Annotated in this window: 10 protein-coding genes; 3 read left to right on the top strand and 7 right to left on the bottom strand. The window is 66.3% G+C overall.

The features are described from left to right. Positions 1-15: 15 nt before the first annotated feature. Positions 16-1635, top strand: a complete 1620-nt coding sequence (locus tag Herbaro_RS14180) for a methyl-accepting chemotaxis protein (RefSeq protein WP_275010270.1) — start codon at positions 16-18, stop codon at positions 1633-1635. Between the two features lie 78 nt (positions 1636-1713). On the opposite strand, the gene Herbaro_RS14175 is transcribed toward Herbaro_RS14180, so the two are convergent. From Herbaro_RS14175 to Herbaro_RS14160, 4 genes are all read right to left on the bottom strand, one after another. After that, the gene (locus Herbaro_RS14175) at positions 1714-3189 is read right to left on the bottom strand and encodes a sensor histidine kinase (RefSeq protein WP_275010269.1); all 1476 of its coding nucleotides are present in this window, start codon (positions 3187-3189) and stop codon (positions 1714-1716) included. Next, positions 3179-3862 carry a response regulator transcription factor gene (locus tag Herbaro_RS14170; RefSeq protein WP_275014024.1) on the bottom strand — a complete coding sequence of 228 codons (684 nt, stop codon included), beginning with the start codon at positions 3860-3862 and terminating at the stop codon, positions 3179-3181. The genes Herbaro_RS14175 and Herbaro_RS14170 overlap by 11 nt, the downstream gene beginning before the upstream one ends. A gap of 24 nt (positions 3863-3886) precedes the next feature. After that, positions 3887-4699 carry a MipA/OmpV family protein gene (locus tag Herbaro_RS14165; RefSeq protein ID WP_275010268.1) on the bottom strand — a complete coding sequence of 271 codons (813 nt, stop codon included), beginning with the start codon at positions 4697-4699 and terminating at the stop codon, positions 3887-3889. Positions 4700-4807: 108 nt separating this feature from the next. After that, positions 4808-5716 carry a LysR family transcriptional regulator gene (locus Herbaro_RS14160; protein WP_275010267.1) on the bottom strand — a complete coding sequence of 303 codons (909 nt, stop codon included), beginning with the start codon at positions 5714-5716 and terminating at the stop codon, positions 4808-4810. A 195-nt stretch (positions 5717-5911) separates the two neighbouring features. Between Herbaro_RS14160 and aceB the strand changes: the two genes are divergently transcribed. Continuing rightward, the gene (gene aceB, locus Herbaro_RS14155) at positions 5912-7498 is read left to right on the top strand and encodes a malate synthase A (protein ID WP_275010266.1); all 1587 of its coding nucleotides are present in this window, start codon (positions 5912-5914) and stop codon (positions 7496-7498) included. 214 nt (positions 7499-7712) lie between these two features. On the opposite strand, the gene Herbaro_RS14150 is transcribed toward aceB, so the two are convergent. The 3 genes from Herbaro_RS14150 to ispD form a co-directional block, all read right to left on the bottom strand. Continuing rightward, positions 7713-7919 (bottom strand): cold-shock protein, encoded by a 207-nt coding sequence (locus tag Herbaro_RS14150; protein WP_275010265.1) that lies wholly within the window; start codon positions 7917-7919, stop codon positions 7713-7715. A 317-nt stretch (positions 7920-8236) separates the two neighbouring features. Next, positions 8237-8737 carry a 2-C-methyl-D-erythritol 2,4-cyclodiphosphate synthase gene (gene ispF / locus Herbaro_RS14145; RefSeq protein ID WP_275014023.1) on the bottom strand — a complete coding sequence of 167 codons (501 nt, stop codon included), beginning with the start codon at positions 8735-8737 and terminating at the stop codon, positions 8237-8239. A gap of 5 nt (positions 8738-8742) precedes the next feature. Beyond that, complete coding sequence (gene ispD, locus Herbaro_RS14140; RefSeq protein WP_275010264.1) at positions 8743-9489, bottom strand: 2-C-methyl-D-erythritol 4-phosphate cytidylyltransferase; 747 nt, start codon at positions 9487-9489, stop codon at positions 8743-8745. Between the two features lie 168 nt (positions 9490-9657). Between ispD and mfd the strand changes: the two genes are divergently transcribed. Then, complete coding sequence (gene mfd / locus Herbaro_RS14135; protein WP_275010263.1) at positions 9658-13098, top strand: transcription-repair coupling factor; 3441 nt, start codon at positions 9658-9660, stop codon at positions 13096-13098. The last annotated feature ends 18 nt before the right edge of the window (positions 13099-13116 follow it).

Below are 13116 nucleotides of genomic sequence, written 5' to 3'. Positions count from 1 at the left end.
CACTGGGACTACGACATGAACTTCCTCGGCAACATGAAAATCGGCAAACGCCTGACCCTGGGCTTTGCCCTGATCCTCACTTTCTCCATCGTCATCGCCGGCATCGGCCTGTGGCGGCTGGAGAACGTCTCGACGGCCACGCGCGAGATGATGGACGAACCGCTCAAGACCGAGCGCCTGATGGCCGACTGGTATTCCAACCTGGCCGCCGGCATCCGCCGCACCATCGCCATCGCCAAGAGCAACGATCCGGCGCTGGGGCCTTACTTCGCGGCCGAAGCGGCGGAGTCGTCCAAGAGCTCGGGCGAGTACCAGAAGAAGGTGGAGGCGCTGCTGACCTCGCCTGAAGAGAAGGCACTGTTCCAGAAGATCAGCGACCAGCGCAAGATCTACCTGTCCTCGCGCGACGATATCAACAAGGCCAAGGCCGCCGGCAACGTGGAAGAGGCCGCGCGCATCCTGGACAAGGTCTTCGTGCCGGCTTCCGATGCCTACCAGCGCGCCATGCGCGACCTGGTCGAGCTGCAGCGCCAGGAGATCGACGCCACCGCCAAGGAGATCGACGCCATCGCCGCCAAGAGCCGCACGCTGATCATGGTGCTTGAAGGCCTGATCCTGCTGCTGGGCATCGCCTGCGCGCGCTACCTGACGCTGGGCATCACCCGTCCGCTCGATACCGCGGTGGACATCTCGCGCCGCGTGGCCGAGGGCGATCTCTCCAGCGACGTGCAGGTCAAGTCCAAGGATGAAACCGGCCAGCTGCTGCAATCGCTCAAGGACATGAACACCAGCCTGCGCGGCATCGTCAGCAACGTGCGCAACGGCACCGACACCATCAGCACCGCCTCGGCCGAGATCGCCGCCGGCAACCTGGACCTGTCGTCCCGCACGGAAGAGCAGGCCAGCTCGCTGGAAGAAACCGCCTCGGCCATGGAGGAGCTGATCTCCACCGTGCGCCAGAACGCCGACAACGCGCGCCAGGCCAGCCAGTTGGCCGTGTCGGCATCGGAAGTGGCGGAGCAGGGCGGCGGCGTGGTGAGCCAGGTGGTCGACACCATGGGCGCCATCAATGAATCCTCGCGCAAGATCGTCGACATCATCAGCGTGATCGACGGCATCGCCTTCCAGACCAACATCCTGGCGCTGAACGCGGCGGTGGAAGCCGCGCGCGCCGGCGAGCAGGGCCGCGGTTTCGCCGTGGTCGCCTCCGAGGTGCGTTCGCTGGCGCAACGTTCGGCCTCGGCCGCCAAGGAAATCAAGTCGCTGATCGACGACTCGGTGTCCAAGGTCGGCACCGGCAGCAAGCTGGTGGAGCAGGCCGGCGCGACGATGACCGAAGTGGTCGCCAGCGTGCGCCGCGTGACCGATATCGTGGCCGAGATCAGCGCCGCCAGCGCCGAGCAGACCAGCGGCATCGAGCAGGTCAACCACGCGATCACGCAGATGGATCAGGTGACGCAGCAGAATGCCGCCCTGGTGGAAGAGGCGGCGGCCGCGGCCGCGTCGATGCAAAACCAGGCCGATACGCTCACGCGCCTGGTCAGCGTGTTCACGCTGCATCCCGGCGAGCAGCCGGCGCGGCGCGAGATCGACATCACGCCGGCAGCGGCTGCCAATCAGTTGACGGCGGGCTGAGCAGGCAACTGCCGGATGTCGTTCGATGGCGCCTGCGGGCGCCATTTTCTTTGGCGCCGGTCGGGTGCGGCCGGCGGATCAGGAGGCTGCGGGCTGCGCCGCCGGCAGGGTCGCCGCCGCGGCATCCGACGCATCCTGCGGCAAGGGCGTGGCGCGGGAAGCGGGTGTGAAGCTCACCGTAAACAGCGCGCCGCGCTGCGCGTTGGCGGCGTGCAGCGTCCAGCCGTGCGCGTGAGCGATTTCGGCGCAGATCGACAGGCCCAGGCCGGCGCCTTCGTCGCGTCGGTGCGGGCCGCGCCAGAAGCGTTCAAACAGGTGCGGCATGGCCGGCGGCGCGATGCCCGATCCTTCGTCCTGCACCGACAGCCCGAAGGCATCCGCCTGCACCGTCACCGCGCCGCCTTCGGGGCTGTGGTGGATGGCGTTCTCCAGCAGGTTCTTCGACAGCACCGAGAGCGCGCCCGGATCGGCGTGGATGCGCGCCGGCGCATGGGCGTCGGCGGCCAGGAAGACGAGGCGCACCCGGCGCCGCTGCGCCAGCCGCTCCAGCTGGGCGCCGGCCTCGGCCAGCACCCGGTAGGGATCGATGTCCTGCATCGCGTAGTTCTGGCGCTCGCTGGCTTCGGCCAGGTGCAGCAGCTGGTGCACCTGACGCGCCATCTGGTCGATGTCCTGCAGCAGCATGTCGCGGTCGGCCGATTCGTTGAGCCGGCCCAGTTCCACCTGGCCGCGCATGAGCGCCAGCGGCGTCTTCAATTCATGCGCGGCGGTAGCCAGGAATTCGCGTTGCTGCCGGTAGCCTGCTTCCAGCCGATCCAGCGCCAGGTTGACCGAGTTGAACAGCGGCGCAAGCTCGCGCGGCACATCCTGCAGCGAGAGGCGCGTGGAGAGGTTGTCGGTGTCGATGGCCGCCGCTGCCGTGGCGGCGCGGCGCAAGGGCTTCAACAGGCGGTGCAGGGTCAGCACCACGACGGCCGAGAACAGCAGCATGGCGGCGATGGAGGCGGCCACGATGATCGAGCGCACGCGCTGGCTGTCGTCGTCCAGCGTGAAGCGCTGCAGCCTGTCGCTGCGCATGACCTGCACGTACATGCGGCGCCCCTGATGCTCGAAGCCCAAGGTGATGACTTGCAGCTTCTCGCCGTCCTGGTTCAGCGAGAAGCGCCGCAGCGCGGGATCGAAGCCCGCCTGCGGCAGCGCATAGGCCGACCGTGCGCCATCGGACGTCATCAGCACCGCGCCGCCTTCGTCCAGCACGCGGTAGACGCAGTCCTTGGTCAGCACCTGGTAGGCGGTCAGCATCTTGCGCTTGAGTTGCACTTCATGCGGTTGGCCCGCGGCGTCGAAGCGCAGGCCGTCGATGACCCGCCTGGCGTTCTTCTCCAGCATGTGCTCCAACACCAGCTCCGGTCCCCAGCGCAGCACCGCGGCGACTGCGCCTACCACCACCGTTCCGGCCACGGCCAGCACGATGGCGGTCACGCCCAGCAGGTGCAGCGACAGGCTGCGCGGGCGGGACTCACGGGACTGGCGGGCAGGGGATTCAGGCTGCATGGTTTTCTTTCAGGGCATAGCCGAGGCCGCGCTGGTTGGTGATCAGCAGGCGCGAGTCGATGCCGGTGAGCTTGCGCCGCAGCCGGTGCAGCGCCACGTCCAGCGCATTGGGCGTGACCGGTTCGCCGATGCCCCAGGCCGCGGCCTCCAGCGCGGTGCGCCTGACCATGGCGCCGGCGGCGCGCACCAGCACCAGCATCAGCTGCAGTTCGGCCGGCGAGAGCGAGATCGATTCCTCGCCGCAGGCCATGCGGCTTTCCACCGGGTCGATGCGCACGTCGCCATGTTCCGGCGCCAGGCTTTGCTGCTGCGGCGCGCGCCGCATCAGCGCGCGCACCCGCGCCACCAGTTCCTCCATCGAGAACGGCTTGGGCAGGTAGTCGTCGGCGCCGGCCTCCAGGCCGCTGATGCGGTCGTGCAGGGCGTCGCGCGCGGTCAGCATCAGGCACGGCGTGTCGATGCGGCGCGCGCGCAGCTTGCGCACCAGGTCCAGGCCGTCGCCGTCGGGCAGGTTGCGGTCCAGCACCAGCGCCGGATAGCGGATCTGCTCCAGTCCGATGGCGGCCTGCGAGATCGAGCTGTAGACATCGGTCTCGATCCCGGCCGCCGCCAGCGCCCGGCTGACCAGGTCGGCCATGCGTTCGTGGTCTTCCAGCAGGGCGATGCGGTTCATCATGGCAGGGGCGTCAGGTCAGGTTCAGAAGCGATAGAGATAGCCCAGGCGCGCCGAGGGCGAATTGCTGCGATCCACCAGCGGGCTGTCGGTGATGCCGGAACCGTAGCGGGTCACGCGCAGGTCGAGGAACATCGACTGCGACGACGTCAGGCTGTAGTCGGTACGCAGGCCGCCGATCAGGTTGGCGGTCGAGCTGCCCTGGTAGGCGGCGCGGCGCGCGGTGGCCTCGTTCTGGCGTACGCCGAAGTAGTAATCCACGTAATCGCTGCTCATCCAGTTCACTCCCAGGTAAGGCGACAGCGTGAAGCGGCCGGCCGTGAAGCGGTGTTCGGCCTGCAGCTTGACGGTCTGGCCATGGCTGTTGCCGGAGGCGTCGGTCAGCCATTCCAGCGACAGGTCGGCATAGGGATTGCGCCACAGCGCGCTGGCGCCGATCCAGAAGCCTCCCTTGCGCTTGTCCATGCCGTTGAGGATAGGGGCATCGCTGCCTTCGTAGCCGTCGTCGGCATAGCGCGCCCGCAGCGTGAAGCCGACCGGTCCGGCCGCGCCCAGCTTGAGGTCGGCGGTGGTGCCGGCAAAGCTGAAGTAGCGGCCATTGTACATAAGCAGCGGCAGCGCCCGGGTCTTGTTGCCGTAGCCGGCGTAGGGGCTGCGCTCGATGCCCACGCCGGCGCCGAGCGCCCAGCGGCTTGCCTGCGCATTCGCTTCGGCGGCGCCCGGCTCGGCGACGGCTTGCTGGGCGTGCGCCGCGGTGGCCGCCAGCATGATGGCGGCGCCGGTCAGGGACGCAAGGCTGAAAAGGCGGGGGAAGCGAGGGGAAAGCATGTTGCGCATGGAGACTCCAGGTCGAGGGGGGAGGAAATGACAGCGGATCATCTCCCGGCCCGACTTACCGGACACTTACCTGCGGTGCAGCATGCCGCCGGATCGCCGGCGAAGCGTTCAGGCGCGCTTGCGCCAGTAGTCCGGCTGCGCGTAGGCGTGCCGCAGGAAATCGACGAAGGCGCGGATGCGCAGCGGCAGGTGGCGGCGCTGGGCGAACACGGCGTAGACCGAAGGCGCGGGGGCGGCGAACTTGTCCAGCACGGTCACCAGCTCGCCGGCCTCGATCGCCGCGCCGACTTCCCACATCGAGCGCCAGGCCAGGCCGCGGCCGGCCAGCGCCCAGTTGTGCAGCACCTCGCCATCGTTGCAGACCATGTTGCCGCCGACCTTGAAGATCCCCACCTTGCCGGACTGCTTGAGAGTCCAGCCGCGCTGGCTGCCTTCGCTGCTCATGGTCAGGCAATTATGGCGCGCCAGCTCGTCGGGCGCCTGCGGCGTGCCGTGGCGCCGCAGGTAGGAGGGCGCGCCCACGATCACGCGGTGGTTGTCGGCCAGCTTGACGCTGACCAGGTTGGAGTCGGTCAGCGTGGCGATGCGGATGGCCACGTCGATGCCTTCGCCGATCACGTCGGCGATGCGGTCGTTCAGGTTCAGCGTCAGCGTGACGTCGCGATGCTCGGCCAGAAAGGAGGGCACCAGCGGCGCCACGTGCTGGCGGCCGAAGCCGGCCGGGGCAGAGATCAGCAGGTCGCCGCTGGCGCGGGCGCTGCGTTCGGAGACGGCCGACTCGGCATCCTCCAGGTCGGCCAGGATGCGCTGGCAATCTTCCAGGAAGGCCGCGCCTTCGTTGGTGAGCATGATCTTGCGCGTGGTGCGCTGGAGCAGCTTGACGCCCAGCCGTTCTTCCAGCGCGTCGAGCCGGCGGCCGATCATGGCGGGGGCGATGCCCTCGGCGCGGGCCGCGGCCGACAGGCTGCCGCGCGCGGCGACTTCGGCGAAGGTCGATATCTGCTTGAACTGGTCCATGATGAGCCTGTGCGGTAGATGTCGGATTATCCGTCCACCTGTGACTAAAACGCAAAGATAAATTGATAAAACGTTCGACTCATATCGATTTAGTTTAAATATACTTCGTACACAAGATTCCTGATGCGACGCAATAGATGGCCCCGCATCAGGCACAATTCGAGAGCCATTTCATTTCTTTAAGAGGAGTCCAGCATGACGCAACTGAAGCTGCCCGCCGGCATGGAAATCACCGGTGAGATCAAACCGGGTTACGAGAACGTCCTGACCTTCGAGGCCCTGTCGCTGGTGGCCAAGCTGTCGCGCGCCTTCGAAGGCCGCCGCCAGGAACTGCTGGCCGCCCGCGTCGAGCGCGTCAAGCGCCTGGACGCCGGCGAGCGTCCCGACTTCCTGAAGGAAACCGAATCGGTGCGCACCGGCGACTGGAAGATCGCCCCGATCCCCGAGGCGCTCAAGTGCCGTCGCGTGGAAATCACCGGCCCGGTCGAGCGCAAGATGGTGATCAACGCCTTCAACTCGGGCGCCGACAGCTACATGACCGACTTCGAGGACTCCAACTCGCCGGTGTGGGACAACCAGATCAGCGGCCAGATCAACCTGTCCGACGCGATCCGCCGCACCATCTCGCTGGAATCGAACGGCAAGAGCTACAAGCTCAACGACAAGATCGCCACCCTGGTGGTGCGTCCGCGCGGCTGGCACCTGGACGAGAAGCACGTGACCATCGATGGCAAGCGCATCTCGGGCGGCGTCTTCGACTTCGCGCTGTTCCTGTTCCACAACGCCAAGGAGCAGCTGGCGCGCGGCGCCGGTCCGTACTTCTACCTGCCGAAGATGGAATCGCACCTGGAGGCGCGCCTGTGGAACGACATCTTCGTGATGGCGCAAAACGAGATCGGCCTGCCGCAGGGCACCATCAAGGCCACCGTGCTGATCGAAACCATCACCGCCGCCTTCGAGATGGAGGAAATCCTGTACGAGCTGCGTGAGCACAGCGCGGGCCTGAACGCCGGCCGCTGGGACTACATCTTCTCCTGCATCAAGAAGTTCAAGAACGACAAGGACTTTTGCCTGGCCGACCGCGCCAAGGTCACCATGACCGCGCCATTCATGCGCGCCTACGCGCTGCTGCTGCTGAAGACCTGCCACAAGCGCGGCGCGCCGGCCATCGGCGGCATGAGCGCGCTGATCCCGATCAAGAACGATCCGGAGAAGAACGCCGTCGCCATGCAAGGCATCATCAACGACAAGCGACGCGACGCCACCGACGGCTACGACGGCGGCTGGGTGGCGCACCCGGGCCTGGTCGAGGCATCGATGAAGGAATTCGTCGCCGTGCTGGGCGACAAGCCCAACCAGTTCGAGAAGCAGCGTCCGGACGTGGACGTGAAGGCGGCCGACCTGCTGAACTTCCAGCCGGAGACCCCGATCACCGAAGCCGGCCTGCGCTACAACATCAACGTCGGCATCCACTACCTGGGCGCCTGGCTGGCCGGCAACGGTTGCGTGCCCATCCATAACCTGATGGAAGACGCCGCCACCGCCGAGATCAGCCGCGCGCAGGTGTGGCAGTGGATCCGCAGCGCCAAGGGCAACCTGGAAGACGGCCGCAAGGTCACCGCGGAGATGGTGCGCGCGATGATCCCGGAAGAGCTGGCCAAGGTGAAGGAAGTGGCCGGCAACGGCGCCACCTACGACCGCGCCGCCAAGATCTTCGAAGAGATGTCGACCTCCGAGCAGTTCGCGGAATTCCTGACGCTGCCGCTGTACGAAGAGATCTGAGCCGCGTCAGGCCAGGCAATCCGGCCAATGAAAAATCCCCGCCTCTCGGAAGAGGGCGGGGATTTTTTCATGCCCGCTCATCGGTGTAGACAGGGGGCGGCAGGAATGCTGATGTGATGAGCTGCCCGGCATCGGTTTTGCGCATCAGCATGGGCAAAACCTGCAGGCGAAAAAAATCCCCGACGCGTCGGGGATTTCTTATCTCAGCTGACGCTTAGGCGACGGGCTGGATGTTCGAAGCTTGCTTGCCCTTCGGGCCAGTGGTCACTTCGAAGGTAACGCGTTGGTTTTCCTTCAGCGACTTGAAGCCGTTCGACTGAATAGCCGAGAAGTGAGCGAACAGATCTTCGCCGCCTTCATCGGGAGTGATAAAACCAAAACCTTTTGCATCATTGAACCACTTGACGGTACCAGTTGCCATTACGGACTCCTAAATTTAATTGATTGGGGCTTGTCGGGCCCGGCTCTTTATCGTTACTCGGGAGGAATGACAGCGAGATGACCGCACTACCAGCTCGAATCCTAACGACGCGCTGATTATACTCATTAAATTGAGAATGCAAGCTATTTTCAGAAGCAAACTTCAATTTAAATATTTAATTATTTTGGCGTGTTCTTTAGATTTCCATTTTTGTCGAAAATGGTGCGCGAACACGCCTTGAATCCCTTGTCTGGTGCGGCTCTTGCGTTGTCGGTCATTGTCCTACGACGCCCATTCAGGCATCGTCCTACATCCGTTCAGCCGCCGTTTGCGCCATGGATCAGCACAACCGCTTCGGCGGCGATCCCTTCCTCGCGGCCGAGATAGCCGAGCTTCTCGTTGGTTTTTGCCTTGATATTCACTTGCCCGGCGGAAATCCCCAGGTCGGCGGCGACATTGGCGACCATGGTCGGGATATGCGGCGCCATCTTCGGCTGCTGGGCGATGATGGTGGCGTCCACGTTGCCCACCGCGTAGCCGGCCGCGGCCAGGCGCTTGCCGGCCTCGCGCAGCAGCGCGCGCGAATCCGCGCCCTTGAATTGCGCATCGGTATCGGGGAAGTGGCGGCCGATGTCGCCCAGCGCGGCGGCGCCGAACAGGGCGTCCGTGATGGCGTGCAGCAGGGCGTCGGCATCGGAGTGGCCGAGCAGGCCTTTCTTGTGCGGGATCTCGACGCCGCCCAGGATCAGGGGGCGGCCTTCGACCAGGGCGTGGCAGTCGTAACCCTGGCCGATGCGGAAGGGAAATGCGGAGCTCATCGTGTTCATTGACCTTTCAGGAAAAATTCGGCCAGCGCGGCGTCCTGCGCCAGCGTGACCTTGAGATTGCGCGGGCTGCCCTCGACCAGGCGCGGCTGCAGGCCCAGCATTTCGATGGCGCTGGCGTCGTCGGTGATGGCGCCGATGCGGCCCCGGGCGGAGGCCTCGTCGAGCGCGCGGCGCAGCAGGGCGTAGCGGAACATCTGCGGGGTTTGCGCCGCCCACAGGCCGGCGCGCGGCACGGTCTCCAGCGAGCGTGCGTCGCCGCCGGCGCGCTTGAGCGTGTCGACCACCGGCAGCGCCAGCAGGCCGCCGACGGCGTCGCCCTCCAGCGCATCGAGCAGCCGGTCGATCAGTTCGGCGTTCAGGCCGGGCCGCGCGGCATCGTGCACCAGCACCCAATCGTCGTCGCCGATGCTGGCCCCGGCGCGCATCGCGGCCAGGCCGTTGAGCACGCTTTCCTGCCGTGTGTCGCCGCCCACGCGCAGCACGGTGGCGCGTCGCGCCAGTTCCGGCGTGAGCAATTCATCGATCCAGCCGTCGCCGGCGCTGACCACCACGAAGGTGCGCGCGATGCGCGCATGCGCGGCGAAGGTGTCCAGCGCATGGCGCAGCATGGGCTTGCCGGCCACGGTCATGTATTGCTTGGGAATCCCGGCGCCCATGCGGGCGCCGACGCCGGCGGCGGGGATCAGGGCGAAGCGCCGCGGCGCGGCGGCGAAGGACTGGGACGGGGAGGCCGGTCGGTTCATGCGGGGCGTCTGGCAGGACTGCCGGGCCCGCCCGGAGGCGGCCTGCGGCAGGGCCATCGTTTATAATGTGAGGCTGAATTTTAATGCCAATCCTTCGCCAACGGCCGCCAATTTGCGGCGATTTCCATCCCGCACCGGAGCTGCCGTCTCCCGATTCCGCCGAACCCGATGTCCTTTGACCTGAAAAAATCCCTCCCCAAACCTGGCGTGCGTTTCGTGCCTCCCGCGGTGCATGGCTCGGCCGATGCCTGGCTGCTGGCGCAGGCCGCGCGCGCCCTGAAGGCGGAGGGCCGCATGCTGGCCGTGGTAGTGGCCGGCGCCGCCGATGCCCAGCGCCTGCTCACCGAAATCCCGTGGTTCCAGCCCGAGGGCGGCGACAAGCTGCGCTGTCATCTGCTGCCGGATTGGGAAACCCTGCCTTACGACGCCTTCTCGCCGCACCAGGACCTGGTGTCCGAACGCCTGGCCACGCTCTATGAAGTGCAGAGCGGCCAGTGCGACCTGCTGATCGTGCCGGCCACCACCGCCTTGCTGCGCATGGCGCCGCCGGAGTTCCTGGCGGCCTATACCTTCTTCTTCAAGCAAGGCGAGAAACTCGACGAGGCCAAGCTCAAGTCGCAGCTCACGCTGGCCGGCTACAGCCATGTCGGCCAGGTGATGTCGCCGGGCGAATATTCGGTGCGCGGCGGCCTGATCGACATCTTCCCGATGGGCTCGGTGCTGCCGTACCGGCTGGACCTGTTCGGCGATACGGTGGAAACCATCCGCACCTTCGACGCCGACACCCAGCGCTCGCTCTATCCGGTGCCGGAAGTGCGCCTGCTGCCGGGCCGCGAATTCCCGATGGACGAAGCCGCGCGCCTGGCCTTTCGCAACCGCTGGCGCGAGATGTTCGAGGGCGATCCCTCGCGCACGGCAATCTACAAGGACATCGGCAACGGCATCGCCTCGGCCGGCATCGAGTATTACCTGCCGCTGTTCTTCGAGCAGACCGCCACGCTGTTCCAGTACCTGCCGCCAAGCGCCATGTTCGCCACGGTGGGCGACATCGAGCAGGCCATCAAGCGCTTCTGGAGCGATACCCAGTCGCGCTGGAAATTCCTCAACGCCGACCGCGAGCGCCCGGTGCTGGAGCCCCGCGCGATCTACCTCGATGACGAGGACTTCTTCACGCTCCTGAAGCCGCACGCGCGCTGGATGTTGAAGGGCGACGACGCGCCCTCCGAGCTGTCGGCGCCGCTGCCCAATATCGCCGTCAACCGCCGCATCGAAGACCCGCTGGCCAACCTGCGCTCCTTCCTGCTGCAGACCGACAAGCGCGTGCTGATCTGCGCCGAGACCAACGGCCGCCGCGAGACGCTGCAGCAATACTTCGCCGAATACGACCTGCATCCCGTGCTGTGTGACGACTGGCAGGGATTCTCCAGCCACGGCGAGCAATTGATGCTGGGCGTGGCGCCGCTGCATGCCGGCTTTGCGCTGGCCGGCGAGAACCTGGTCTTCATCACCGAGACCGAGCTGTACGCCGGCACCGGCCGCCGCGCCGGCAGCCGCAAGCAGCAGGCCGCCACCGAAGTCGAGTACATGGTGCGCGACCTCTCGGAGCTCAAGATCGGCGATCCGGTGGTCCATTCCAACCACGGCATCGGCCGCTACATGGGCTTGATCAGCATGGACCTGGGCGAGGGCGAGACCGAGTTCCTGCACCTGGAATACGCCAAGGAGACCAAGCTCTACGTGCCGGTCTCGCAGTTGCACGTGATCTCGCGCTACTCCGGCGCTTCGCCGGAAGACGCGCCGCTGCACGCGCTGGGTTCCGGCCAGTGGGAAAAGGCCAAGCGCCGCGCCGCCCAGCAGGTGCGCGACACCGCCGCCGAGCTGCTCAACCTGTACGCGCGCCGCGCGCTGCGCCAGGGCCACGCCTTCCAGTATTCGGCGCACGACTACGAAGCCTTTGCCGACAGTTTCGGTTTCGAGGAAACCGCCGACCAGGCCGCCGCCATCAACGCCGTGATCAAGGACATGACTTCCGGCCGTCCGATGGACCGCCTGATCTGCGGCGACGTCGGCTTCGGCAAGACCGAGGTGGCGCTGCGCGCGGCCTTCGTCGCCGTGATGGGCGGCAAGCAGGTCGCGATCCTGGCGCCGACCACCTTGCTGGCCGAGCAGCACGCGCAGACCTTTGCCGACCGCTTCGCCAACTGGCCGGTGAAGATCGCCGAGCTGTCGCGCTTCCGCACCGGCAAGGAAGTCACGCAAGCCATCAAGGGCCTGGGCGACGGCACCATCGACATCGTGATCGGCACCCACAAGCTGCTTTCCGACGAGGTGAAGTTCTCGCGCCTGGGCCTGGTCATCATCGACGAGGAGCACCGCTTCGGCGTGCGCCAGAAGGAAGCCTTGAAGTCGCTGCGCGCCGAGGTCGACGTGCTCACGCTCACCGCTACGCCGATCCCGCGTACGCTGGGCATGGCGCTGGAAGGCCTGCGCGACTTCTCGGTGATCGCCACCGCGCCGCAAAAACGCCTGGCGATCAAGACCTTCGTACGGGCGGAGAACGAATCGACCATGCGCGAGGCTTGCCTGCGTGAGTTGAAGCGCGGCGGCCAGGTGTACTTCCTGCACAACGAGGTCGAGACCATCGCCAACCGCAAGGCGGCGCTGGAAGCATTGCTGCCGGAGGCGCGCATCGGCGTGGCCCACGGCCAGATGCACGAGCGCGACCTGGAGAAGGTGATGCGCGACTTCGTGGCGCAGCGCTTCAATATCCTGCTGTGCACCACCATCATCGAGACCGGCATCGACGTGCCGACCGCCAACACCATCATCATGCACCGCGCCGACAAGTTCGGCCTGGCGCAGCTGCACCAGCTGCGCGGCCGGGTCGGGCGCTCGCACCACCAGGCCTACGCCTACCTGCTGGTGCAGGACGTGCAGGGCCTGTCCAAGCAGGCGCAGCGCCGGCTGGAGGCGATCCAGCAGATGGAGGAGCTGGGCAGCGGCTTCTACCTGGCCATGCACGACCTGGAGATCCGCGGCGCCGGCGAGGTGCTGGGCGACCACCAGTCGGGCGAGATCCACGAGATCGGTTTCCAGATGTATTCCGACATGTTGAATGAGGCGGTCAGGGCCTTGAAGAACGGCCAGGAACCCGACCTGGCCGCGCCCCTGGCCAGCACTACCGAGATCAACCTGCACGTGCCGGCGCTGTTGCCCAACGACTATTGCGGCGACGTGCACGAGCGCCTGTCGCTCTACAAGCGCTTCGCCAACTGCGAGAAGGCCGACGCCATCGACGCCTTGCAGGAGGAGCTGATCGACCGCTTCGGCAAGCTACCCGATCCGGCGCGCTCGCTGATCGAGACGCACCGCCTGCGCATCGCGGCCAAGCCGCTGGGCATCAGCAAGATCGACGCGCACTCGGAAGCCGCCTTGCTGCAGTTCGTGCCCAATCCGCCGATCGATGCCATGCGCATCATCGAGCTGGTGCAGAAGAACCGCCACGTCAAGCTCAACGGCCAGGACAAGCTGCGCGTGAGCGCCAACATGTCCGACCTCAATGCCCGCGTGCAGCAGGTCAAGGCGATCATGAAGTCGCTGGGCGGCTGACGCGCATTTCCGAATTTT

It is taken from the genome of Herbaspirillum sp. WKF16, from assembly GCF_028993615.1.
In the GTDB taxonomy this organism is placed as follows: Bacteria; Pseudomonadota; Gammaproteobacteria; order Burkholderiales; family Burkholderiaceae_D; genus Herbaspirillum.
The sequence above is the reverse complement of the archived record's forward strand: the minus strand, read 5'-3'. Positions and strand labels throughout refer to the sequence as shown.